The organism is Brevundimonas sp. DS20, assembly GCF_001310255.1.
Lineage (GTDB): Bacteria > Pseudomonadota > Alphaproteobacteria > Caulobacterales > Caulobacteraceae > Brevundimonas > Brevundimonas aurantiaca.
The window spans coordinates 1,266,758-1,287,604 of record NZ_CP012897.1 but is presented as its reverse complement, the minus strand read 5'-3'; the positions used below and the strand labels follow the sequence as shown (position 1 = coordinate 1,287,604).

Below are 20,847 nucleotides of genomic sequence, written 5' to 3'. Positions count from 1 at the left end.
GCCGCTCGTCACTCGCCACTCGCCCCTCGCCGCTCGCCACTCAAAAAAGCCTACCTCCCCCGCGCCCCCAGGCTGACCGCCCGCGCCAGCATCTGGGCGATCTGGGCCTCGGATCGCAGCAGGGCCTCGGCCCCGCCGTCCACCGCCACATGGACGGTCACAGCCCCGCCCGTCGCCGGTCCGATCTCGCCGCCGACGCTCGGGCGAAACACCTCCGGCCCCCGTTCCCCGACCAGATAGGCGCCGCCCCCCAGCACCGGCCCGCCGTCGGCCCTGGCCCCGCCGAAATTGGCCCCGCCGAAACTGGACGCCGCCGCCTGGATGGCCGCGCTCAGACCGCTTCCCGATCCGCCGGACCCGGCCGCCGCATTCACCGCCTTCAGCACGGCCTGGGCCAGCTCCGACAGGGACACCTCTCCGTCCGCCGCCGCCCGCGCCAGCGACCGGGTCAGGCTTTCGCCCGCCCGGCCGAAGGCCGCCTCTATGGCGTTCGCCGCCGCCTCGGCCGGCCCCTTCAGCGCCTCCAGCGCCGCCCCCGCCTCGGCCGCCTTCAGCGGCAGGTCGTCGATCCCGTCCCTTCCGAACTCATCCGTCATCGGGCCAGTCCTCCATCAGTTTCGCCAGGCCCGCCCGGCCCATCGGCGCCGTCCCGCGCGGCGCCTCGGTCAGCATCCGCCATTCCTTCAGCGACAGCCGCCAGAAGGCCTCGGGCGCAATCCCCATCCGCATCGCCGCCCGCATCATCTCGCCCCAGGGCGTCGCGCCCGTCATCTTCCGGCTTGACCGGAGGACGCCTCAAAGGCCGCCGCCACGGCCCGCGCCGCCTCGCGCGGATCGACCGCCTCGACCTCCGGCCGGGCCTCGCCCCCGCCGCGCAGCACCGCCGCCAGGACCACCATCAGATCCCGCGCCGACAGGGTCTTCATCCGCTCGGCCGCCGCCGCCAGACCCTCGACGCCCAACCCGGTCTCGATCTCGGCCAGGGCCCCCAGGGTCAGACAGACCCTGCGCCGCACCCCGCCCAGCATCACCGCCGCCTCGCCCCGCGCCTGGTTCATCGTCGCTTCCAATCTCAAGTGAAAAACGCCGGGGCCAGTGCTAGTGCGAGTACGAGTGCTAGGGCCAATCGACATTGGGCCTGCCGCCGTCCTGCGCGCAGCCGCCAACCCAAGAGAGGCGCCTCGGGCGTTGAAGACTCTATTCGATTGAGTGTCGGTCTTCCTTCCCGCGTCAGCGGAAGGGAAAACGTCTGGCGGCGTAACGCCGATTGAGGGTGGGTTCATCACAACGGGCACGACGAGGTCACGGCGAACACGGCGCGTTCCGATGGCGTCGTGACCGCTGTGAATCCGCCGTGATCGCTGTGATGAACCCGGTCGCCGCATCAAGGCCCTCTGACGCGGGAAGAGCGGCCTGACCGCAGTAAGCTGAATGTCGATTGAACCTAGCGAGCGTCTACTCAGCCGCCCCGCCGTTCTCCGCTCACCGGCGAAGCCCGCTCACTAGCACTAGCACCAGCACTCACCCCCTCACGCCGCCGAAAACCCGACCGCCCCAGCGCTGGCCAGGCTCAGGGCGAAGGTCGCCTCCCCCTCATGCGTTCCGGCGTATTCCAGGGCCGCTACCAGGAACGGCCCCTCCAGCACGCCGAAGTCCGGCACCACCAGCCGCCACCGCTTGGCCGCCTGATCGAAGAAGGCTTCCCGCACCAGGGCGTCCGAGGCCGCATCGCGGAAGATCCCCTGGCCCGACACCGCCGCCGACTTGACCCCGGCGCCGGCCAGCAGTTCGCGCCACCGTCCGGCGCTGTCGCCGTCGGTGGCGTCCACCGTGCGCGCGTTCAGCGAAATCGTCCGCGCCCTCAACCCCGCCACCGTCGTGAAGACGCCCGGCGCGCCCTCGATCTTCAGCAGCATGTCCTTGCCCGCCTGTGCGGTCATCTTGTCCTCGCTTTGCTCCTGAGTGGCGGGTGGCGAGTGACGAGTGGCGAGGAAGGTCGTCGCAACGGCTCCCCCCGCTGCTTCCGCCTTCCCGACCCAACTCGCCACTCGCCACTAACCACTCGCCACTTCCTCGGTCACCGCCCTCAGCCGCACCACCGCATAGGTCCGCCGTCCGTCGCTCGCCCCGAACACGTCGGCGAAGGTCGCCCTCAGGGTCGCGGTCCGCACCCCGTCCGCCTCCAGCACCGCCTCGTGCAGACAGGCCCGCACCGCCGCCGCCATCGCCTTGGCCTCTTCCGCGCCGAGGAAGCGCGACACCCCGGTCAGGGTCAGCCTCTGCTCCACCCCGCCCCCGTCCGCCGCCAGCGGCCGGCTCTCGCATCGGCCCAGCGCCAGATAGGGGCAGGCCGCGCCCTCCGGCGGCCGGTCGAACACCCGCCCGCCGATCAGGGCCGACACCGCCGCATCCGCCTTCAGGGCCGCGACCACCGCCTTTTGCAGGGCGCTCTCATGATCCTTCATCGTACCCGCTCCAGCTCCAGCCGCAGCCGCCCCGGCCGCAGAGGATCAAGGCCGACGATGTCCCAGTCGGCGCCGCCGAACCGCAGCACCCGCCCGACCGCCAGCCGCGCGTCGGCCCGCGCCTCGGCGCTCAGCCGCTCGACCGTCCGCCTCTGATCGCCCTCGCCCCGTTCGACCCGCCGCCGCGTCCCGCAGGTCAGCCAGGCCGAGCCGACGGGTTCGAAGCTCACGCTGCGCCCGCCATAGGGGGTCTCGGCCTCCACCGGCCGGAACAGGCTCGCCAGAACCCTCACAGCCGCACCGTGCGATAGGGGGCGGTCCATTCGTCGATCGACAGGTCCGCCGCCGCCTCGCCCCGCTCATAGGCCCGCAGCACCAGCATCAGGATCGCCAGCCTCAGCCCCGCCGGCGCGGTCGAGGTCAGGCTCAGCCCCACCTCCGCCTCCACCCGCGCCTGGGCCGCCTCAATCAGGGTCTGGATCAGGCCGTCCTCGGCCTCATGCTCGACCCTCAAAAACAGCTTCGCCTCCGCCGCCGTCACCGGTTGCGCCATCGAAAATCTCCGTCGTCAGAAATCAGTCTCCTCCCCATGCAATGGGGAGGGGGACCACGAAGTGGTGGAGGGGCTCTTCAACGCCCGCAGAGCCCCTCCGTCACGGCGCGAAGACGCGCCGCGCCACCTCCCCGTCGCTGCGCGACAGGGAGGAGACGACCCGATCAGCTCGCGGAGAACTTCATGACCTTCACGGCGTCGAAGTTCTGCACCCCGCCGCCGACCCGCTTGGTCGTGTAGAACAGGACATAGGGCTTGGCCGAATAAGGGTCGCGCAACACCCGCACCCCCGCCCGATCCACGATCAGATAGCCCCGCTGGAAGTCCCCGAAGGCGATCGACAGACTGTTGGCCGCCACATCCGGCATGGTCTCGATCTCGGTGACCGGATAGCCCAGCAGGCTGGCCGTCTCGCCCAGCCGCGTCGCCGGCTGCCAAATATAGTTGCCGTCCGCGTCCTTGAACTTGCGCACGGCCGAGACCGTCTTCCGGTTCATCACGAACCGGCCGTTCGGCCTATACTGGGCCTTGGGCGCATAGATCAGGTCGATCAGCCGGTCGGTCGGACTGTCGGCCGCGAACCCGCCTGCGGCGCCCGAGGCCACATAACCGATCTGGCCCCAGACCTGACCCGCGTCCGCCGCCGTCGGATAGGCCAGAAAGCCCTTGGGCTTGTTCACCCCGTCGCCGGCCACAAAGGCCTGGGTCTCCTGGGCCGCAAAGGCGTCCTCGACCTCGGCCGCCAGCCATTCGTCCAGATCGACCATGGCGTCGTCCAGCAGGGCCTGGGTCGCCGCCGGATTGGCGTACAGATCCGCCGAGGGGAATTCCAGCAGGGCCAGGGTCGCCGGATCGGTCTCGGGCCGCGCCGCCGTCTCCGCCACCCAGCCGCAGGCCACGCCCGCCGTCGAGACCGGCTTTCGGAACACGCCCGCCGCCACCGTCCTGACCGTCGCGATCTCGCGCATCGGCGAGGCCGCCATCAGCCGCCGCTCGATGGCCCGCTCGGTCTCATAGGGCGCGACATAGCCGCCCGAGGTCGCCCCCGTCGAAAGTCCCGCCTTGACCTCCAGGGCGCCGGCCAGTTGAGGCGAGTGGCCCGTCTTCAGATAGCCGTCCCACGCCGCCTTCGCCTCGGGCGCCGACACAGGCTCCACCGGCTCGCCGCCGATCGCCGGACGCCGGTTCTGGCTCATCACCCGGTCCAGCCGCGCCTGGGCCGCCGCCACCGCCTGGTCGATCCGGGCGACCTTCTCCTCCAGCAGCACATCGGCCGCCGCCTTCTTCTCGATCTCGCCCAGCCGGGCGTCATTCGCCCCTTTGAACGCCTCGAACGCCGCCATCATCTCGCGCACGGCGCCGTGCGCCTCGGGATGGCCCGAAGCCTGTTTGGTCTCTTTCATGATGTCTCCGGTGTGAAGGCGCCCGTCTTCGGCGCCGCGTGATCCGGGCGTGGCCCGAAACCTGTGATGGACGGCAGCCGTCCCTCGAAAATCGTGCTACTCCGCGTGACGGAGGAGCTTCACCCATGTTCAGTCTCGTTCTCGCCTTCGCCGGCGCCCTGGCGCTTCAGACGCCGCCCGACACCTCCGGCCTGCCGCCCGAACAGGCGAAACAGGTCAATCAGGTCTTCGCCGGCATGACGCGCATGTTCGAAACCCTGGGCACGTGCGAACGCCAGTTCCCGCCCGACGTCGCGCAAGAGGTCCGCGCCGCCCTGGCCAATGAGACCGATCCGGAAAAGAAGGCGGCCTCCGAGTTCCTCCTGGCGGCCTATGAAAAGGGCAAGGCGTCCCCGCGCGCCGCCACCATCTCCTCCGACGAATGCACGGCGGAAATGGAAGCGATCACCGCCGAAATGCAGGCCCTCCAGGCCAATATCGAAGCCGCCACGCCCAAAAGCTGAAGCCGCTAGAATCGGGATCGCGGTCATCTGGCGCGATCCGCCCACGGCCCAGACCGCTCAGCCAGACCCGTCATCCTCGGGCTTGACCCGAGGATCGGCCCCTGGCCAGGCTCTGCGCCCGCGTCTTTGCTCAAGCGGCGGATCGCTCGATCCTCGGGTCAAGCCCGAGGATGACGGTCTTAGAGTATCATTCACGATCGGCCCGGCCCCGTCACACCCCCGACACCCTAAACCGCGCCCCCGGCAGCATGGGAAACGTCACCAGCGACACCTCCCACAGCTCGACCCCGCTCAGCACCCTCAAACGTCCCTGACGCCGCGCCCGCGCCGTGCGGTATCCGATGGACAGCCCGTCCATCGCCCCCGCCCGGCTCAGGGCGGCGGCGAAGCGGGCCTCGGGCGACCAGTCCTCGATCCGGCCGCGCACGAACAGGCCGCGTTCGTCCTCGCGCACCTCGTCCCAGACCCCGACCGGCGCCCGGCCGTCGTGCTGGTTCAGCATCCGCACCCCTTCGGCGCCCGTCTTCGCCAGACTGTCGGCGAACGCCCCCGCCTGGACCACGTCCCCGTTCAGATCCGCCACGCCCCACAGGGAGGCGTAGCCCTGGATCAGGAGTGGCGAGTGGCGAGGGGCGAGGGGCGAGCGAAGTCGCGCCTGCCTTCGTCCAATCGCCTGGTTCGCCTCACCACTCGCCACTCGCCACTCGCCACTAACCACTCACCCGCCCCCCTCCAGCCGCCGTTCGATCCGCTCGACAGCCGCCGCCGTCGCCTCGCCTTGGGTCTCCAGCCGCGCCAGCCGTTCGGCCACCAGCCTCTGTTCCCCGACCCTCTGCTCCAGGGTCGCGATCCGCGCCGCCGCCCCGCCCGCCCAGACCAGTCCGCCGATGGTCTGCACCACCACCGCGATCACCAGGGCGGTCGGCACGCGCCGGACCTGAGAGTCGTCGCTCATGCGTCACGTCTCCCTCGCCACTCGCCACTCGACACTCGCCACGCCTTCCTCATCCCTCCACCCCCGCCATCCGTCGCCGCTCCGCGTCCGTCAGGAAGCTGGCCGCCTCCAGCCGCGCCCACAGGGCGTCGCGTTCGGGCTGCAAGGCCGGCACGGCCTCCAGATCGGCCCGCACCTCGCAGCCGGGGAACCGTCCGCCCAGCCAGCCGGTCATCGCGCCCGCCGCCTTGCGCACCAGGGGGATGACCGTCTGTCGCCAGAAGGCGGTGTTGGCCTCGCGATAGTTGGAATAGGTGGCGTCCCCCGGTATCCCCAGCAGCTGCGGCGGAACCCCGAAGGCCAGGGCGATCTCGCGCGCCGCCGCATGTCGCCCGGCGGTGAAGTCCATCTCGGCGGGGGTCAGGCTCAGGGGCTTCCAGTCCATCCCGCCTTCCAGCAGGATCGGCCGCCCGGCGTTCTCCACCCCGGCGTAGGCGCTGGACAGTTGGGCCTTCAGCGCCTCGAACTGTCCGTCGGTCAGCCGCTCGCCGCCCTTGGCCCCATAGATCAGGGCGCCGGACGGCCGCGCCCCATTGTCCAGCAGGGCCTTGTTCCAGGCCCCGGCCGCATTGTGCGCATCCACCCCTTGCGCCGCCGCCTCCAGCGGCGACAGGCCGTACCAGTCGTCCAGCGGATGCCACAGCTTCAGCTGCATCACCGGCGCCCAGCCGTCAGCCGCCCGCCCGATCCGGATCGACCGTCCGTCTACGGAATAATCCCACGCCTCGGGCCAGCCCGACCGGCCGGGAACCACCTTGACCCGGTCCGACCTGAGCGCCCACAGCTCCTCGGGAACCGCGTCCCCCACCGCTTCCACCCAGGCGTTGCCCGAGACCTGAAGCGATCCGTAAACCGCCTCCATCAGCTCCGCCCCCGACTGTTCGGGATTGGGCCGGCGGATCAGCCGCGCCAGCGGATGGGTCTCGTCGCGCACCCCGTCCACAAAGACCGCAAAGGGCGCCGAGGCCGCCGCCTCCGCGATCATGCGGATGCAGCGATAGGCCACGGCGTTCTTCTGATAGCCTTCGCGCGCCAGGCCGGCGTAGTCATTGCCCGTCCACCGCGCCCGCCCGACGCCCGACAGCAGCACCGCCGTCCGACTGGTCTTCGCCTCCGGCGCGCCCGGATCGGGCGCACGCCCGCCCCGGCCGAACGGCCACCGCATCCCACCCATCGCACTCTCCTGAAAATGTCTCGCCGCAGCGGAGGCGGCGGCCGGCGCTCGGCGCCGCCGTTTCGCCTCCGCCCCGCCCGTGCTAGTCTCGGCCTATGACGATCCACGTCGACATCGCCCGGTCTCAGGCCACCCTGGCCGAACTCGCCGCCCAGGCCGAACAGGGCGAGGAAATCGTCCTGTCCCGCGACGGCCACGCCGTCGCCGTCATCCGCGCGGCCAAAGCTCGCCCCAGCCTCCGCATCGGCGCCCTGGCCCACCTGGGGCCGCTGACGGATGAAGAAGCAACCCTCTTCCTTCAGCCGGACCCCGAGATGGAGCGTTTGGCTCGTTCGGAAGACGAAGATCATTTCTACCGCTGAATGGCGGTCCTGCTCGACACTCAGGCGCTGATCTGGGCCGTCTTTGACGACCCTCGGCTGTCGCCTGCCGCCGCACGGCTCATCGCCGACAGCGATGTCGCCCATGTCAGCGTCGCCAGCATCTACGAGATCGACTTCAAACGACGCGACCCGCGTCGCGTCCGCGCGCGTCGCGACGATCTTCTCCTTAGAATGCCGCCAGACCTGACGTCCTTCTTGCCGAGCCACGACTACAGACTTACGCCCATCAGCGCCGAAACGGCGCAGTTGGCCGCCGCCCTGCCCATTGATCATGGCGACCCGTGGGACCGCATCATCCTGGCTCAGGCTCTCCTCCTGGGCGTCTCCTTGATCAGCGCCGACACCGCCTTGGCGCGGGCCGCAGCCCAACATCCCGAAACCTCCGGCGTCATAGTCTTCTGATCCACGGCCCCTCGCCCCGCGGCTCCAGCATCAGCCGCGACACGCCCCAGACCAGGGCGTCGGCCCGGTCGGGGCTGGGTCCGCCCTCGCAGCCCAGGGCCAGCATCTCCTCCTCCAGGGCGGGAAAGTCGCCGCAGTGGACGACCCGCCCCTGTTCGTACAACAGGGCCACCGGCTCGGCCCGGGCGGCCTTGGAGCGGCGGGCGTGGACCAGGGCGACCGGGGCCGGACAGTCCGCCTGGCCCAGAACGTTTCGCACCATCTCCCCGCCCTGATTGGCCTCGGCCGCCACCTCATGGGCGTCGAAATCCCGCGCGGCGCGACAGACGGCGGCGGCCCAGCCGCCGGGCGACAGGCCCCGCACCGTCCGGTCGGCCAGGACGAAGGCCCGCCGTTCGCGCCGTCCCACCACCACTATGCCGCAGGCGTCGCCGTGGGCGCTGGCGGGCGGATCGACCGCCACGACCACCCGGTCCAGCTCGGCCGGCCGGCTTCCGCGCGCCTGTTTCAGATCGGCGATGCGGAACAGGGCGCCCTCGCCCTCCACCACCTGTCCCTCCAGCTCCTGAGCCGCCAGCCGCGTCCCGCCGTAAAGGTCGGTCAGATGATCGACATAGCCCGGCGACAGGTTCTCGGCGTTGTCCGCCGTCGCCGCCCGGTCCGTCACCGTCCCCGCCTCGGCCATCAGCCGGCGCAGGGCCGGAATGGGCCGGGGCGTGGTCGTCACCGCCACCCGGGGATCGGGCCCCAGCCGCAGGCCGAACCTCAGGTTCGACAGGACCGCCTCGGGCTTGCGCCAGGTGCAGAACTCATCGGCCCAGGCGGCGTGGAACTGGGGTCCGCGCAGACTGTCCGGGTCCTCGGCGGAAAAGGCGTAGGCGGTCGAGCCGTTGGCCCACACCAGCCTTCGCCGTCCGGCCTCCCAGCGGGGCCGGTCGCCCGGCTCGGCCAGGGCCTTGATGCCCGCCTCCCCCTCGACCATCACCTCGCGCACGTCGTGCAGGGCCGGACCGACCAGGGCGATGACCGCGCCGGGCCTGAACCGCGCCGCCACATCCATCCACACCGCCCCGGCGAAGGTCTTTCCCGACCCGCGCCCGCCCAGCAGCAGCCAGGTCCGCCAGGGCTCATCCAGGGGCGGGCATTGGTGAGGATGCAGCCCCGTCGCCCGCACCATCCGCCTCAGTTCGCGCGCGTCCATTTGGTCGGGCGCCTTTCGTCTCCAGAATGCGGTCCAAACGCTCGGAATGGAGGGTGAGCCGGCGTCGCAGCCGCTCGTCCTCCTCGGGTCTGTCGGTTCGCCCACCCATTTCGTCCTCTTCGCTGTCTTTTTCGGCCCTGCGCTCAGCCTCCATGCGGCGGCGGATCGCATCGACCGCCAGGGCGGCGCGCGCCACCACGCCGGCGCGCCGCGCCAGCGTCTCCGCATCCGCCTTTTCCTCGGGATCGTCCTTGGCCAGCACGGCGGCGGCGCGCTGAACCGCCCCCTTCAACTGCTCGAACAGCGGCGCCAGCCAGTCGCCGCCCGCCTCGCTCTCTTCGCTTTCTCCCGTCATGCCCAAACCCTAGCGCACCAGCGTCCCCAGGCCGGAAGTTCGCGCTTGGAAAGGCGTAAGTCTTTGGAATGACAGGATTTCAGGCAACGTCATCGCAACAGTCGCCGTCGAGCACACCCCATCAGACGGGGGCTCACCCCCGCTCGACCATCCATTCTGGTGCCTCGAAGTCCAGGGCGTCTTCCGGCTCGGCCAGGGCCAGTTCCGAGATCGTCTGCCCCCGGACCGAAACCCCGGCCGCATGGACGGTCTCGGGATCGCCCGAGACCAGCGGGTGCCAGGCCGCCAGCGGCCGCCCCTCGTGCAGCCGACGATAGGCGCAGGACTTGGGCATCCACTCCAGCGCCTCGATATTGTGCGGCGTCAGCTTGATGCAGTCCGGCACCTGGGCCTTGCGGTTGGCATAGTCCGAACAGGCGCAGGCGTCCGGGTCGAACAGCCGGCAGTGGACCCGCGTCGGGATCACCTCGCCCGTGTCCTCGTCCTCGAACCGGATCACGCAGCACAGGCCGCAGCCGTCGCACAGCCCCTCCCACTCGGCCGGGGTCATCTCGGCCAGGGTCTTGGTTTCCCAATAGGGTCGGGTGGGCTCGGGGATCATTGGACGGCGCGCCTAATCGACGGATGCGGCCATCAGATGGCGACCGCGTCCTGAACCAGGCATCCATACCACCCCAGGCCCTGATAGGTCTCATAGCCCGGCGTGCGGGCGTAGCCGATGGTGCGTCCCCCCTTGGCGTAGCTGCCCATGGCGCCGCCCGCGACGTCCAGCTTGACCGTCTCGTTCAGCACCCCGACCCCGTCCGAGGCCGCCAGCACCCGGTGCGTCTGGTCCAGCAGCAGCACCCGGGTCCGGGCCTTTTCGTCGGGCGTCAGCCGCACCCCGTCCACCACCGTCTGGGCCTGGGCCTGCCAGTCGAAATGGACGCCCAGAACCCCGATCACCGCCCCGTTCGCCAGGCCGCCCTGGCGGATGGCGGTGGCGTAGGTCGCCGTCGGCGCCCCGTTCAGCGCCTCCAGCCGGGCGACGTCCGCCACGGCGAAATCGTCGCCCGACTTGGTCGCCAGGGCGTCGCGGAACCAGGCCATCTCCCGCGCCGACTGACCCCTGACCGGATAGCGGTCCGGCCGACCGTTGGCGACGATCGTCCCGGCCCTGTCGCAGATCCAAAGGTCCAGATAGACGGTGTAGGCGTCCAGAATGACCTTCAGCCGGCGGCCGGCGTGGTCCGCCTTGGCCGCGTCCGGCTGGGCGACGCAATCCACCACGGCGCTGTCGGTCGCCCACCAGCGCACGTCGCAGGTCCGCTCGTACAGGTTCCGGTCGATGATCTCGATGGCGTTCAGCGCCAGGTCCGCCAGCCTCTGGCCCCGCAGTTGGCCCAGGATCGCCCCGCCGATGGCCGACAGCTCGGTCAGGTCGCCCCGCACCTGCTGCTCCAGGGCGCCGGCGATGTCGTCGATCTGGCCCGAGATGCGCTTGAACTCCTCGGCCACCACCATGAAGCTGCGCCCGGCCTCGCCGCTGCGGGCGGCCACCACCTGGGCGTTGACCACCAGCATCTTGGAGGCCCGGTTGACCGAGGCGATCTCGCCGATCTTCTCGCCCGCCACGGCGTTCAGCCGTTCGGACAGCTCGAGAATACGCTCTGGCCTGACGCCCGCGTCCGCTTCACTCATGGAGACCCCCGTCCCGCGCCCGGCGCGCCACAAGGGGAGGCGGGCGAACCGAAGCGAGCGCGAAGGCTAGAACGATAAAACTTAACGCCAGATAACCATGGTTCAGTGAGCCATGCTCTTGGAAAACAACTGGATCACCACCACTCCGCCGACGATCAGGGCCAGGCCGAGCATCGCGGGCGCGTCCAGCCTCTGGCGAAAGGCCACGGCCCCGATCACGGAGATCGCCACCACCCCCAGGCCGCTCCAGATCGCATAGGCGATCCCCACCGGCATCTGCTTCAGGGCCACCGACAGCAGATAGAAGGCCAGGCCGTAGCAGACCGCCGTCCCCGCCGTCGGCCAGGGCCGGGTGAACTGCTGCGAGGCCTGAAGCAGGCTGGTGCCCGCCACTTCGCAGGCGATGGCGGCCAAGAGGGCGGCCCAGGTGACGGGGCTCACGGCTCGTTGGCCGTGATCGTATGGCCCGGCGTCAGCAGGGACAGCAGGGCCTTGCGCTGCTCGTCCGAGACCTGATGCAGGCCGAACAGGTCCGACATCCACAGGCCGTCGGCGATCAGCCGCAGCATCAGGGCGTCGTCGGCGCCGACCGGATCATCGGGATCGTCTGTCTTGATCCGCTCCATCCAGGCGTTCCAGCGCAGCACCAGGTTGGGTTCGATCGCAAAGGCGGCCAGAACCACCCGCCCGATGCTGACGTCCTGCAAGGTCACCGGCTCATTGACCGTCACCCTCAGATAGGCGCGGGCGTTGCGGCCGTAGGGCTCCGGATCGCGCGCCGCCTCGGCCAGGACGCTCTCCACATGCATGGCCCCCAGATGATCGATCATCCCCTCCAACAGGGCGGTCTTGCTGGGAAAGTGGTGCAGCAGGGCGCCCTTGCTGACGCGGGTGCGCGCCGCCACCGCATCCAGAGTAAAGCCCGTCGCCCCCAGTTCGGCGGCGACCTCCAGGGCCTTGTCGATGATTTCGGCGCGGGTCTGATCGGGCGCGCGGCGGCGGGAGGGGGTGTCCATAAACGCTACATACCGGCCGGACGGTAACTGTCAAGCTGGGCGCCGATGGACGATCTTTCCGGTGGCGTCTCGGCCCTCCAGCCCTTAGATCAACGCCCTTCCCGCCCCTTCCCCGCCCGTACAGCCTCCCCAGGGAGGATCGAAAGTCAGATGGCCGCCAGACCCCCTCTCGTCGCGCTCAAGGACGTCCGCCTTCAGGACGGCCCCCGCCCCCTGTTCGACGGCGTCGATCTGGCGGTCGAACCCCGCAGCCGCGCCGCCCTGGTGGGCCGCAACGGGGCGGGCAAGTCCACCCTGATGAAGGTGGTCATGGGGCTGATCGAGCCCGACAGCGGCGACCGCTCGGTCCAGTCCGCCACCCGTTTCGCCTATGTGCCGCAGGAGCCGATCATCACCGGCGAAACCTTGCTGGACTACGCCTCGTCCGGCGAGGCCGAGCCCTGGACCGCCGAGGCCTGGCTGACCACCTTCGGCCTGGACCCGGCCAAGTCCACCCAAGGGCTGTCGGGCGGCGAAACCCGCCGGGCGGCGCTCGCCAAGGCCTTCGCCGAGGAGCCCGATCTGCTCCTGCTGGACGAGCCGACCAACCACCTCGACATCCTCGCCATCGAGCTTCTGGAGACCGAGCTGATCTCGGCCCGGTTCGCCCTTCTGGTCGTCAGCCACGACCGCGCCTTCCTGAACCGGGTCACCGACACCGTTCACTGGCTGGAGGGCCGCCGCGTCCGCACCCTGAACAAGGGCTTCGTCGAGTTCGACGACTGGGCCGCCAAGACGCTGGAGGAGGAGGCGGAATCCCTGCGTCGCCTGACCAAGACCATCGAGCGCGAGACCGAGACCTTCTACCGCTCCATCACCGCCCGCCGCAGCCGCAACGAGGGCCGCGCCCGCGCCCTCCAGGCCATGCGCGCCGAACGGGCCGAGAAGATGAAGGACGTCCCGCGCGAACTGTCCCTGGGCGTCGATTCCGGCGCGACCTCGGGCAAGCTGGTCGCCGAGATCAAGGGGGTGTCGAAGGGGTTCGACACAGTGGCGAGTGGCGAGTCGCGCGTGGCGAGCGACGGCTCCGCCGCCCCGACCGCCGAGCAGGACCCGTCGCTCTCGCCACTCGCCACTCGCCACTCGCCACTTCCTGCCCGCCGCACCCTGTTCAAAAACCTGACCACCCGCATCATGCGCGGCGATCGCCTGGGCATCGTCGGCCCCAACGGCGCGGGCAAGACCACCCTGGTCAAGACCCTGCTGGGCGAACTGCCCCCTGACGAAGGCACGGTCCGCCTGGGCGCCAATCTGGAGCCCGTCTATCTGGATCAGTCGCGCGAGGGGCTGAAGTCCGACATGACCCTGTGGGACGCCCTGACGCCCGGCGGGGGGGACAGCATCATCGTGCGCGGCGTGTCCAAACACGTCGCCGCCTACGCCAAGGAGTTCCTCTTCTCCGAGGCCCAGCTGCGTCAGCCGATTTCGACCCTGTCGGGCGGCGAACGCAACCGCCTCCTCCTGGCCCGCGCCCTCGCCAAGCCCGCCAATCTGCTGGTCCTCGACGAACCGACCAACGACCTGGACATGGACACGCTCGACAAGCTCGAAGAGCTGCTGGAGGGCTATGACGGCACCCTGATCCTGGTCTCCCACGACCGCGACTTCATCGACCGGCTGGCGACCTCGACCCTGGCCCTGAACGGCCGCGGCGACATCGTCGAGACCCCCGGCGGCTGGACCGACTTCCTGCGCCAGAATCCGGGATTTCTTAATCCTGCCCCCGTTGGGGGAGGGGGACCGCCGAAGGCGGTGGAGGGGGCTCGGGCCGTCCCCGCCCCTCAAAAGAAGACCGCCAAACTCTCCTACAAGGACGCCCGCCGTCTGGAAGAGCTGGAAAAGCTGATCGAAACCCTGCCCGCGACCATCGCCCGCCACGACGCCGCCCTGTCGGACCCCGACCTCTACGCCCGCGACCCCAAGGCCTTCGACGCCGCCATGAAGGCCGCCGAAAAGGCCCGCGCCGAGCTGGAGTCCGCCGAGATGGAATGGCTGGAGCTGGAAGAGAAGAAGGCGGCCCTGGCTGGGTGAGGGGCGCCGCTTGAATCGGATGCGCCAAACCCAATCTCATGCTAGGGTGAAGCCCTGAAGGAGACTCCATGTCGACGATGCAGATCGCTTCTGAAGAGACCCTGCGCGCCGGTCGCAGGATCGTCGAACAGTACGGCAGCTGGTCGGCCGCCATCGCCAAGGGCGAGCGTCGCGACGACGGCGTCGTCATCCTGCCCGCGCCGCCCTCTGTCGCGACCACCGCTCAGGCCGAGGCGCCCGCCCAGGCTCAGGCCAAGATGCAGGCCAAGACCCCGGCGCGCGCCGTTTGACCGTCACGCTCGGGGTCGCCTGGGCGCTGTTCATCCTGGCTCCAGGTCTGGCGGTGTTCGCCGCCCTCTACACCTCGGGCGGCGGCAAGGTGGTGGCGCCCGCCCCACCTGCCCCCAACTCCTTCACCGCCCTGTCCATCGTCATCTTCGGCGCCCTGACGGCCCATGCGGCGGCGGCCTTCGTCTTCGTCCTGGGGGACGGCGTCGCCTACTCCCTTCCGGCCTTGCGTCCGCCGTGGAACCCCAATCCTTACGCCTATTTCCTGGCCGCCCCGCCCAAGACCGACCCCTTCCTCGGCCTTGAGGTCTGGTCGCTGCTGTTCGTCCTCCTGGTCCTTTCGATCGGCGCCTATCTGGTCATGCGGTGGGCGATCGGCGGCGCGGAGCGGACCAGCATCGCTCGGGCTCGGCTTGAGCCGCCCCAGCCTGCGGTCCCCCTGTTCCGATTTCTGTACGGCGGCTGGGCTTCGACCCTGGTTCAGCTCAGTCCCGAAGCCGCCTACGACAAGCATCTGGCCGCCTATGTGGTGACCGACATGGAGACCGAGAACGGCTGGGTCGGCTATGAGGGCGAGGTCGCGAGCCTGTCTCTCGACACCGACAAGCAGATCGTCGCCCTGACCCTGAAGAACTGCCAAGCCTTCCGGCTGGAGCCCACAAAGACCAGCCTCAGTCACAGGGTGATGGCCCGCGCGGCGCCCATTCCCCTGCTGCTGATCGAACGGTCGCAGATCAAGAATGTGGCGCTTCAGGTCGTCTTTCAGCGCAAGCCCAGTCCTCGTCCGGCGGACGGAACGGTCGTCTAGCCCTGCGCAGGTCCGCCGTCCTGATCCTGGGGCGGCGTCTTGCCCTGGCCCCGGTTCTGCATCACCCCGACCACGATGAAGGCGACCAGGCCGAAGGCGAACCACAGGCCGAACTTGTCGGTGAGCAGGCCGATCAGGCCGAAGATCAGCAGAACGCCGAAGGGGGTGAGCTTCTTCATGGGGCGGACGTTAGCCGGGTTTCTTTCGGCTGACGAGACCTTCCGAACCTCCGCCCTTGAAACCAAAGCCGCCCTTACCCACTCCAGCCTCATGACCCTTTCCACCCATGTCGTCGACTTTCCCCCGGCCCAGCAGGCGGCGGTGCGGCGGATCAACGCCGTCCTGGCCCGCGCCCCGCGTCTGCGGACCGACCCCTGGCGGATCGAGGCGGGCCAGCGCCTGTCCCTGTGGTTGGACGCGGCCGCCGGGGCCGTCACCGTTCCCCGCCTGCGCAAGCGCGGCGTCACCGTCGAAATCCGCCAGACCGACGGCGAGACGCCCGTTCCCTTGCGCATCCTGCGGCCCGAAGGTCCGCCCCGCGCCGTGGTGCTGGACATTCACGGCGGCGGCTGGGTTCTGGGCAGCGCCGGGCTGAACGACCGGCTGAACGCCCATCTGGCGCGCCACGGCTTCTGTGTCGTCTCGGTCGATTACCGCCTGCTGTCCGAACGGCGCGGCGTCTATATCGACGCCGCCATCGCCGACTGCCTGGCCGCCGCCCACTGGACCGTGACCCATGTCGACGATCTGGGCGCCGCGACCGTCTTTCTGACCGGGGAATCCGCCGGCGGCCATCTGGCGGCCCTGACCGCCGTCGCCCTGCGCGACCAGGGCCTGATCGACAAGGTCAAAGGCTGCGTCTTCACCTATGGGGTCTTCGACCTGTCGGGAACCGAGGGCGTCCGCTCGGCCGGGCCCGAGACCCTGCTGTTCAACGGACCGACCATGCAGGCGGATCTGGCGCGGCTGGCGCCCGATCGGGACGAGGAAGCCTTGCGTCGGCCCGACGTCTCGCCCCTCTACGCCGACCTGACCGGCCTGCCGCCGGCCCTGTTCCTGGCGGGCGAATACGACCCCCTGTTCGAAGACAGTCTGCTGATGGCGACGCGCTGGGGCGAGGCGGCCGAGGCCGATCTGATCCGCGTCCCCGAGGCGCCGCACGGCTTCCTGCATTTCGGCGGCCCAGCCGCGCGCGGGGCGCGGGCGGCCGTCCGTCACTGGCTCAACAGGCGCCTGAAGTCATAAGGAAAATTCCCGATTGTGGGACTGAGGGATTTCCCTTACCTCACGAAGCGTCACCACCGCGCGATCCGGACGCGGGAATCGGGGAGAAGTGAGGCTTTGAACCCGGTCCTGTTTCGCCGTCCCCTCTATGGCTACGGCCTGGCGGTCTGCGCCTGGCTGACCGCGCTGGGTGTGCGCATGGCCCTGGCCGACTGGTTCCCGCCGGGCTTCCCCTATCTGACCTTCTTCCCGGCCGTGGTGGTGATCGCCTATTTCTGCGGACTGGGGCCGGCGGTTCTGACCGCCGTCCTGTCGGGCCTCAGCGCCTGGTGGTTCTGGATCGGGGCGCCGGGGTTCGACTGGAGCGCAGCGACCGGCCTGGCCCTGGCCTTCTACGTCTTCGTGGTGGCGGTCGACATCTTCTTCATCGTCGGCATGAATGCGGCGACCGACAGTCTGAAGCGCGAGGTGGCGCGCAACGCCGCCCTGGCCGAGAGCCGCGACCTGTTGCTGAAGGAGGTCCAGCACCGGGTGTCCAACAACATCCAGGTGGTCTCCAGCCTGCTGCGGCTGGAGGCGGGCATGACCCGGGACGAGACGGCCCGGCGCGTCCTGTCGGAGGCTGCGGCCCGCACGGCCCTGATCGCCAAGGTGCAGCGCAGCCTGCTGGACGCCGACGGCGCCGCCGCCCCCTTCGACGACCTGGCCCGCCGCCTCGTCGCCGACGCCCTGGAGGCCACGGGCCGCACGGATGTGACGATCGAGGTCGAGCGCGCCTGCCACGCCCTGACGGCGGAAGAGGCGACGCCGGTCGCCCTGATCCTGCTGGAATGCGTCAACAACGCCCTGGAGCACGCCTTCCCCGGCCGCCCCGGCCGGATTGACATCCGTCTCTACGAGGTGGACGGCGAACGCCGGCTGGAGGTGCGCGACGACGGCGCCGGCCCGCCGCCCGCCTTCGACCCCGGCCAGAGCCGCAGCCTGGGCCTGCGGATCGTTCTGGGCCTGGCCGAACAGCTGCGCGGTCGGTTCAGTCTGGTCGACGGCGCGCCCGGCGCCCTGTGCCGCCTGACCTATCCGCGTCCCGCCGATCACTGATCGACCGGCCGCCGTTTCTGTGGACAGCCCAAAGCCCTGATCCGCAAAAGCGAATTTGATCCGTCCACCGATATTCACAGGCTTGTCCACCGCCGCCGGGCCGGTCATGCACATGGGGGCGAGTTCGGGCGCTTGCCTCATACCGGCTTTCGCGAGAACGTCAACAGGCCGAGGGACACGGCGGCGCGGAAAACGGGGGAGACCCCGGCTTCAAGCGGACCGGCCCGGCTCTCCGACCCGGCGTAACGGGCGATCTTCAGGATCGTAACGGGCGTCAGGCGGGATCCAGGCTTCCGGCCTTCGACGGTCTTTCAAGACCGGCGGACGCAGGGAGAACCGGATCGGGATCGACGGACGACGCGGACGCAATCCGCGGGACGCCTGAGACCAGGAGCGCGACAGGATACAGCCGACCGTCTTCGCGGGCTCCCGCCCCGACGACGCCCAGGCCGAGGTCCGAACCCGCCCGGCCAAGTCCAACCCGGACTTGGCGAGGGGACGAAGCACACGGGCTCCCCCGCACGCTTCGTCCCCTCGCTCAATTGGAGCGCTGCGCGGTCGCCGCCGTCGGATACGGCTTCATCGCTCCCCCGCCTTCCCAAGGCCGCCTTCCCCTCGTAAAGCAGGGCCATGATCCAGCGTGGGAATCGCCTGCTGAGCCGTCGCCGCGCCCTGCTCGCGGGCGGGGCGGCCGTGGTCGCGGGGGCGGCCCTGGGCTTGAGGGGCTGCGGCCGGTCCGAGGCGCCGGTGGACGAACAGGGCCGGGTGCGGCTGCGCTTCGCCACCGACTGGCGCGCCCAGGCCGAACAGGGCGGCTTCTATCAGGCCCTGGCGACCGGCGCCTATGAGAAGCGCGGGCTGAACGTCCAGATCGTCCAGGGCGGACCGGGCGTGAACGTGCCCCAGCTGCTGGCCTCCGGCGCCGTCGAACTGGGCATGGGGTCCAACAGCTTCATCCCGATGAATCTGGTCGCGGCCGGGGCGCCCGTTAAGGCCGTCGCCGCCTTCTTCCAGAAGGACCCCCAGGTCCTGATCGCCCACCCCGATCCGGCGCTTGAGACCATTGCCGATCTGAAGGGCCGGCCCTTCCTCCTGGCCGACGCCTCGATCAACGCCTTCTGGGTCTGGCTGAAGGCCAAATACGGCTTCACCGACGATCAGGTCCGCAAATACACCTTCAACCTGGCGCCTTTCCTGGCCGACGAGCGGGCGGTGCAGCAGGGCTATCTGACCAGCGAACCCTACACCATCGAACAGGAGGCGGGTTTCGAGCCCAAGGTCTTCCTGCTGGCCGACGAGGGCTATCCCTCCTACGCCGCCATGGTCCTGGCCCCCAACGCCTTTGCGCGAGACAACGCCACGGCCCTGCGCAGCTTCATCGCCGCCTCGGCGGAGGGGTGGCGCGACTATCTGCGGGGCGACCCGGCGCCGGGCGACGCCCTGATCCGCAAGGACAATCCGGAGATGACCCAGGCCATCCTGGACCAGGCCCGGCAGAAGCTGCGCGACAACGCCATCGTCGACGGGGGCGACGCCGCCCTCTACGGCCTGGGGGCCATGACCCCCGACCGCTGGCAGGCCTTCTTCGACGTGACCAGTCAGGCGGGCGTCTTCGATCCGGGCCTGAACTGGCGCGAGGCCTTCACCGACAACTATCTGCCGGGCCGTGGCTGAGCCCATCGCCGCCCTGCGCGGGGCGACGGTCGATCTGGCCGGGCGCGCGCCGCTCGGGCCGCTGGACCTGACCGTGGCGCGGGGCGAGATCGTGGCCCTGGTCGGCGCCTCGGGCGCGGGCAAGTCCACGACCTTGCGCCTGCTGGCCGGGCTCCAGTCGCCCAGCGCCGGAACCGTCACGCGCGCCGTCGGACCGGGCCGCACCGCCTTCGTCTTGCAGAGCCCGACCCTGACGCCCTGGTCCGACGCCCGGGCCAATGTCGCCCTGCCGCTGGAGCTGGCGGGACGACCCCGCGCCGAGGCGCGCGAGCGGGCGGCCGCCGCCCTGAGCGCCGTGGGTCTGGGCGACCGGCTGGACGCCCGGCCGTCGGAACTGTCGGGCGGCATGGCCATGCGCGTCGCCCTGGCCCGCGCCCTGGTGACGGGGCCCGAGCTTCTGCTGCTGGACGAGCCCTTCGCCGCCCTGGACAGCGTCACCCGCCGCCGTCTGATCGAGGATCTGCACGCCCTGTGGGCCGCGGCCGATCCCCGTCCCGCCGTCGTCTTCGTCACCCATGACGTCGAGGAGGCCGTCTATCTGGCGCAGCGGATCGTGGTGCTGGAGGCGGCGACCGGCCGGCCCGTCGCCGATCTGCCCACGCCGGGCGCCCCGCCGCGCCCCGTCCGCTGGCGCGCCGATCCCGCCTATCGTCAGGCCGTGGAGACGACGGCCGAGGCCCTGGAGGCGGCGATGACGTCTCAGACGGCGGAGACTGCGGCGTGAGGCGGTCGGCCGAGCTGATCCCGCCCCTGCTGCTGGGCGTCGTCCTGCTGGCGGCCTGGGAAGGGGCCTGCCGTCTTCTGGACCTGCCGCCCTATTTCCTGCCGCCGCCCAGCGCCGTGGCCGCCGCCCTGATCGAGGCGGGGCCGCGTCTGGCCGCCTCCGCCTGGATCACCTTCGTCATGGCGGTCCAGGCCCTGATCGTCGCGGGCTTGGTCGGGGGCGGCCTGGCGCTTATGGTGTCGCTGCACGCCTCGGCCGAGCGGGCGGTGCGGCCCCTGGCGGTGGCGCTTCAGGTCACGCCGGTGGTGGCCGTCGCCCCCCTGGTCCTGATCTGGGCCGGGCTGGACCACGCCGACCGGGCGGTGGTCGCCCTGGCCGCCCTGGTCGCCTTCTTTCCCCTGTTCTCGGGCGTCCTGACGGGGCTGAAGTCGGCCGATCCGGATCTGGAGCGGCTGTTCGACCTCTATGGCGCCACGCCCCTGCAGCGGCTGTGGCGGCTGCGCCTGCCCTCGGCCCTGCCCTTTGCGCTGGAAGGTTTGCGGGTCGCGGCGGGCCTCGCTGTCATCGGCGCCGTGGTGGCCGAGTTCGTCTCGGGCTCGGGCGCGACGCAAGGCTTGGCTTGGCGGCTACTGGAGGCGGGAAACCGGCTGAGAACCGCCGAAATGCTGGCCGGGGTTCTGTGCCTGACCCTGCTGGGCCTGGCGCTGAACGCGGCCGTGGGATTGGTCGAGCGAATCGTGACGGTGCGAATCCGGGTCCGCCGTTAGCGGCGGATTAAGCGATGGCCGCCTAG

The 20,847-nt window shown here is 70.3% G+C and carries 28 protein-coding genes and 2 pseudogenes; 12 read left to right on the top strand and 18 right to left on the bottom strand.

Features of this window, described 5'->3' with window-relative positions; all coding sequences use genetic code 11:
- Positions 1-50: 50 nt before the first annotated feature.
- The 8 genes from JL11_RS06275 to JL11_RS06240 all read right to left on the bottom strand — a co-directional run bounded on the left by JL11_RS06275 (position 51) and on the right by JL11_RS06240 (position 4,421).
- Complete coding sequence (locus JL11_RS06275; RefSeq protein ID WP_054764902.1) at positions 51-596, bottom strand: hypothetical protein; 546 nt, start codon at positions 594-596, stop codon at positions 51-53.
- On the bottom strand, positions 586-771 hold the full coding sequence (locus tag JL11_RS06270; protein ID WP_054764901.1) for a phage tail assembly chaperone: 186 nt from the start codon (positions 769-771) through the stop codon (positions 586-588). The genes JL11_RS06275 and JL11_RS06270 overlap by 11 nt, the downstream gene beginning before the upstream one ends.
- Positions 768-1,058: a GTA-gp10 family protein gene (locus tag JL11_RS06265; protein ID WP_054764900.1), complete on the bottom strand. Its 291-nt coding sequence runs from the start codon at positions 1,056-1,058 to the stop codon at positions 768-770. Before JL11_RS06265 ends, JL11_RS06270 begins: the two co-directional genes overlap by 4 nt.
- A 471-nt stretch (positions 1,059-1,529) precedes the next feature.
- Positions 1,530-1,940 carry a phage major tail protein, TP901-1 family gene (locus tag JL11_RS06260; protein ID WP_054764899.1) on the bottom strand — a complete coding sequence of 137 codons (411 nt, stop codon included), beginning with the start codon at positions 1,938-1,940 and terminating at the stop codon, positions 1,530-1,532.
- A 114-nt stretch (positions 1,941-2,054) separates the two neighbouring features.
- A complete protein-coding gene (locus tag JL11_RS06255) occupies positions 2,055-2,465 on the bottom strand; it encodes a DUF3168 domain-containing protein (RefSeq protein WP_054764898.1) in 411 nt (136 codons plus the stop codon).
- Positions 2,462-2,758: a phage head-tail adapter protein gene (locus JL11_RS06250; protein WP_197273348.1), complete on the bottom strand. Its 297-nt coding sequence runs from the start codon at positions 2,756-2,758 to the stop codon at positions 2,462-2,464. The genes JL11_RS06255 and JL11_RS06250 overlap by 4 nt, the downstream gene beginning before the upstream one ends.
- Positions 2,755-3,018 (bottom strand): head-tail connector protein, encoded by a 264-nt coding sequence (locus JL11_RS06245; RefSeq protein ID WP_054764896.1) that lies wholly within the window; start codon positions 3,016-3,018, stop codon positions 2,755-2,757. The genes JL11_RS06250 and JL11_RS06245 overlap by 4 nt, the downstream gene beginning before the upstream one ends.
- Before the next feature lie 164 nt (positions 3,019-3,182).
- Complete coding sequence (locus JL11_RS06240) at positions 3,183-4,421, bottom strand: phage major capsid protein (RefSeq protein ID WP_054764895.1); 1,239 nt, start codon at positions 4,419-4,421, stop codon at positions 3,183-3,185.
- A gap of 125 nt (positions 4,422-4,546) precedes the next feature.
- Here JL11_RS06240 and JL11_RS06235 point away from each other — a divergent pair, with 125 nt between their 5' ends.
- Positions 4,547-4,924 (top strand): hypothetical protein, encoded by a 378-nt coding sequence (locus JL11_RS06235; protein ID WP_054764894.1) that lies wholly within the window; start codon positions 4,547-4,549, stop codon positions 4,922-4,924.
- Between the two features lie 211 nt (positions 4,925-5,135).
- Here the strand turns inward: JL11_RS06235 and JL11_RS06230 are convergent, their stop codons facing one another.
- From JL11_RS06230 to JL11_RS06220, 3 genes are all read right to left on the bottom strand, one after another.
- On the bottom strand, positions 5,136-5,537 hold the full coding sequence (locus tag JL11_RS06230; protein ID WP_082382771.1) for an HK97 family phage prohead protease: 402 nt from the start codon (positions 5,535-5,537) through the stop codon (positions 5,136-5,138).
- A gap of 105 nt (positions 5,538-5,642) precedes the next feature.
- Entirely contained in the window at positions 5,643-5,879 is a 237-nt protein-coding gene (locus JL11_RS06225) for a hypothetical protein (RefSeq protein ID WP_054764893.1), read from the bottom strand.
- Positions 5,880-5,928: 49 nt separating this feature from the next.
- Positions 5,929-7,083, bottom strand: coding sequence for a phage portal protein (locus JL11_RS06220; protein WP_054764892.1), 1,155 nt, complete (start codon positions 7,081-7,083; stop codon positions 5,929-5,931).
- 104 nt (positions 7,084-7,187) lie between these two features.
- Between JL11_RS06220 and JL11_RS06215 the strand changes: the two genes are divergently transcribed.
- Together JL11_RS06215 and JL11_RS06210 are read left to right on the top strand one after the other, a co-directional pair.
- Entirely contained in the window at positions 7,188-7,454 is a 267-nt protein-coding gene (locus JL11_RS06215; RefSeq protein WP_054764891.1) for a type II toxin-antitoxin system Phd/YefM family antitoxin, read from the top strand.
- Entirely contained in the window at positions 7,455-7,877 is a 423-nt protein-coding gene (locus JL11_RS06210) for a type II toxin-antitoxin system VapC family toxin (protein ID WP_054764890.1), read from the top strand.
- On the opposite strand, the gene JL11_RS06205 is transcribed toward JL11_RS06210, so the two are convergent.
- From JL11_RS06205 to JL11_RS06180, 6 genes are all read right to left on the bottom strand, one after another.
- Positions 7,864-9,078, bottom strand: coding sequence for a DNA-packaging protein (locus JL11_RS06205; RefSeq protein WP_054764889.1), 1,215 nt, complete (start codon positions 9,076-9,078; stop codon positions 7,864-7,866). The two genes, JL11_RS06210 and JL11_RS06205, sit on opposite strands and share 14 nt — an antisense overlap.
- Positions 9,005-9,433, bottom strand: a complete 429-nt coding sequence (locus JL11_RS17410; protein WP_152949625.1) for a hypothetical protein — start codon at positions 9,431-9,433, stop codon at positions 9,005-9,007. The genes JL11_RS06205 and JL11_RS17410 overlap by 74 nt, the downstream gene beginning before the upstream one ends.
- A 133-nt stretch (positions 9,434-9,566) precedes the next feature.
- A complete protein-coding gene (locus JL11_RS06195; RefSeq protein WP_054764887.1) occupies positions 9,567-10,034 on the bottom strand; it encodes a YcgN family cysteine cluster protein in 468 nt (155 codons plus the stop codon).
- Between the two features lie 32 nt (positions 10,035-10,066).
- Positions 10,067-11,113, bottom strand: coding sequence for a methyl-accepting chemotaxis protein (locus JL11_RS06190; RefSeq protein ID WP_054764886.1), 1,047 nt, complete (start codon positions 11,111-11,113; stop codon positions 10,067-10,069).
- A gap of 102 nt (positions 11,114-11,215) precedes the next feature.
- Positions 11,216-11,554 (bottom strand): DMT family transporter, encoded by a 339-nt coding sequence (locus JL11_RS06185; RefSeq protein ID WP_054764885.1) that lies wholly within the window; start codon positions 11,552-11,554, stop codon positions 11,216-11,218.
- On the bottom strand, positions 11,551-12,129 hold the full coding sequence (locus JL11_RS06180) for a TetR/AcrR family transcriptional regulator (protein WP_054764884.1): 579 nt from the start codon (positions 12,127-12,129) through the stop codon (positions 11,551-11,553). The genes JL11_RS06185 and JL11_RS06180 overlap by 4 nt, the downstream gene beginning before the upstream one ends.
- Before the next feature lie 150 nt (positions 12,130-12,279).
- On the opposite strand from JL11_RS06180, the pseudogene JL11_RS18190 reads away from it, so the two are divergent.
- The 4 genes and pseudogenes from JL11_RS18190 to JL11_RS06160 form a co-directional block, all read left to right on the top strand.
- Positions 12,280-13,152: pseudogene (locus JL11_RS18190) on the top strand (ATP-binding cassette domain-containing protein); the annotation flags it as partial.
- A 111-nt stretch (positions 13,153-13,263) separates the two neighbouring features.
- Positions 13,264-14,199, top strand: a pseudogene (locus JL11_RS18185) (ATP-binding cassette domain-containing protein); the annotation flags it as partial.
- Positions 14,200-14,267: 68 nt separating this feature from the next.
- On the top strand, positions 14,268-14,489 hold the full coding sequence (locus JL11_RS06165) for a hypothetical protein (RefSeq protein WP_054764883.1): 222 nt from the start codon (positions 14,268-14,270) through the stop codon (positions 14,487-14,489).
- On the top strand, positions 14,486-15,295 hold the full coding sequence (locus JL11_RS06160) for a hypothetical protein (protein ID WP_054764882.1): 810 nt from the start codon (positions 14,486-14,488) through the stop codon (positions 15,293-15,295). Before JL11_RS06165 ends, JL11_RS06160 begins: the two co-directional genes overlap by 4 nt.
- On the opposite strand, the gene JL11_RS06155 is transcribed toward JL11_RS06160, so the two are convergent.
- Positions 15,292-15,474, bottom strand: coding sequence for a hypothetical protein (locus JL11_RS06155; protein ID WP_054764881.1), 183 nt, complete (start codon positions 15,472-15,474; stop codon positions 15,292-15,294). The genes JL11_RS06160 and JL11_RS06155 overlap by 4 nt on opposite strands.
- Before the next feature lie 91 nt (positions 15,475-15,565).
- Here JL11_RS06155 and JL11_RS06150 point away from each other — a divergent pair, with 91 nt between their 5' ends.
- The 5 genes from JL11_RS06150 (at position 15,566) to JL11_RS06130 (ending at position 20,821) form a co-directional block, all read left to right on the top strand.
- Complete coding sequence (locus JL11_RS06150; protein WP_054766846.1) at positions 15,566-16,540, top strand: alpha/beta hydrolase; 975 nt, start codon at positions 15,566-15,568, stop codon at positions 16,538-16,540.
- Positions 16,541-16,636: 96 nt separating this feature from the next.
- Positions 16,637-17,617: a sensor histidine kinase gene (locus JL11_RS06145; RefSeq protein WP_054764880.1), complete on the top strand. Its 981-nt coding sequence runs from the start codon at positions 16,637-16,639 to the stop codon at positions 17,615-17,617.
- Between the two features lie 630 nt (positions 17,618-18,247).
- A complete protein-coding gene (locus JL11_RS06140) occupies positions 18,248-19,291 on the top strand; it encodes an ABC transporter substrate-binding protein (RefSeq protein WP_054764879.1) in 1,044 nt (347 codons plus the stop codon).
- Positions 19,284-20,054 (top strand): ABC transporter ATP-binding protein, encoded by a 771-nt coding sequence (locus JL11_RS06135; protein ID WP_054764878.1) that lies wholly within the window; start codon positions 19,284-19,286, stop codon positions 20,052-20,054. Before JL11_RS06140 ends, JL11_RS06135 begins: the two co-directional genes overlap by 8 nt.
- Positions 20,051-20,821, top strand: coding sequence for an ABC transporter permease (locus JL11_RS06130; protein WP_054764877.1), 771 nt, complete (start codon positions 20,051-20,053; stop codon positions 20,819-20,821). The genes JL11_RS06135 and JL11_RS06130 overlap by 4 nt, the downstream gene beginning before the upstream one ends.
- The last annotated feature ends 26 nt before the right edge of the window (positions 20,822-20,847 follow it).

Coding starts and splice junctions, on each gene's coding strand:
- JL11_RS06275 (WP_054764902.1), bottom strand. CDS start 596: ATGACGGATGAGTTCGGAAGGGACGGGATCGACGACCTGCCGCTGAAG.
- JL11_RS06270 (WP_054764901.1), bottom strand. CDS start 771: ATGACGGGCGCGACGCCCTGGGGCGAGATGATGCGGGCGGCGATGCGG.
- JL11_RS06265 (WP_054764900.1), bottom strand. CDS start 1,058: ATGAACCAGGCGCGGGGCGAGGCGGCGGTGATGCTGGGCGGGGTGCGG.
- JL11_RS06260 (WP_054764899.1), bottom strand. CDS start 1,940: ATGACCGCACAGGCGGGCAAGGACATGCTGCTGAAGATCGAGGGCGCG.
- JL11_RS06255 (WP_054764898.1), bottom strand. CDS start 2,465: ATGAAGGATCATGAGAGCGCCCTGCAAAAGGCGGTGGTCGCGGCCCTG.
- JL11_RS06245 (WP_054764896.1), bottom strand. CDS start 3,018: ATGGCGCAACCGGTGACGGCGGCGGAGGCGAAGCTGTTTTTGAGGGTC.
- JL11_RS06240 (WP_054764895.1), bottom strand. CDS start 4,421: ATGAAAGAGACCAAACAGGCTTCGGGCCATCCCGAGGCGCACGGCGCC.
- JL11_RS06235 (WP_054764894.1), top strand. CDS start 4,547: ATGTTCAGTCTCGTTCTCGCCTTCGCCGGCGCCCTGGCGCTTCAGACG.
- JL11_RS06225 (WP_054764893.1), bottom strand. CDS start 5,879: ATGAGCGACGACTCTCAGGTCCGGCGCGTGCCGACCGCCCTGGTGATC.
- JL11_RS06220 (WP_054764892.1), bottom strand. CDS start 7,083: ATGCGGTGGCCGTTCGGCCGGGGCGGGCGTGCGCCCGATCCGGGCGCG.
- JL11_RS06215 (WP_054764891.1), top strand. CDS start 7,188: ATGACGATCCACGTCGACATCGCCCGGTCTCAGGCCACCCTGGCCGAA.
- JL11_RS06210 (WP_054764890.1), top strand. CDS start 7,455: ATGGCGGTCCTGCTCGACACTCAGGCGCTGATCTGGGCCGTCTTTGAC.
- JL11_RS06205 (WP_054764889.1), bottom strand. CDS start 9,078: ATGGACGCGCGCGAACTGAGGCGGATGGTGCGGGCGACGGGGCTGCAT.
- JL11_RS17410 (WP_152949625.1), bottom strand. CDS start 9,433: ATGACGGGAGAAAGCGAAGAGAGCGAGGCGGGCGGCGACTGGCTGGCG.
- JL11_RS06195 (WP_054764887.1), bottom strand. CDS start 10,034: ATGATCCCCGAGCCCACCCGACCCTATTGGGAAACCAAGACCCTGGCC.
- JL11_RS06190 (WP_054764886.1), bottom strand. CDS start 11,113: ATGAGTGAAGCGGACGCGGGCGTCAGGCCAGAGCGTATTCTCGAGCTG.
- JL11_RS06180 (WP_054764884.1), bottom strand. CDS start 12,129: ATGGACACCCCCTCCCGCCGCCGCGCGCCCGATCAGACCCGCGCCGAA.
- JL11_RS06165 (WP_054764883.1), top strand. CDS start 14,268: ATGTCGACGATGCAGATCGCTTCTGAAGAGACCCTGCGCGCCGGTCGC.
- JL11_RS06155 (WP_054764881.1), bottom strand. CDS start 15,474: ATGAAGAAGCTCACCCCCTTCGGCGTTCTGCTGATCTTCGGCCTGATC.
- JL11_RS06150 (WP_054766846.1), top strand. CDS start 15,566: ATGACCCTTTCCACCCATGTCGTCGACTTTCCCCCGGCCCAGCAGGCG.
- JL11_RS06140 (WP_054764879.1), top strand. CDS start 18,248: ATGATCCAGCGTGGGAATCGCCTGCTGAGCCGTCGCCGCGCCCTGCTC.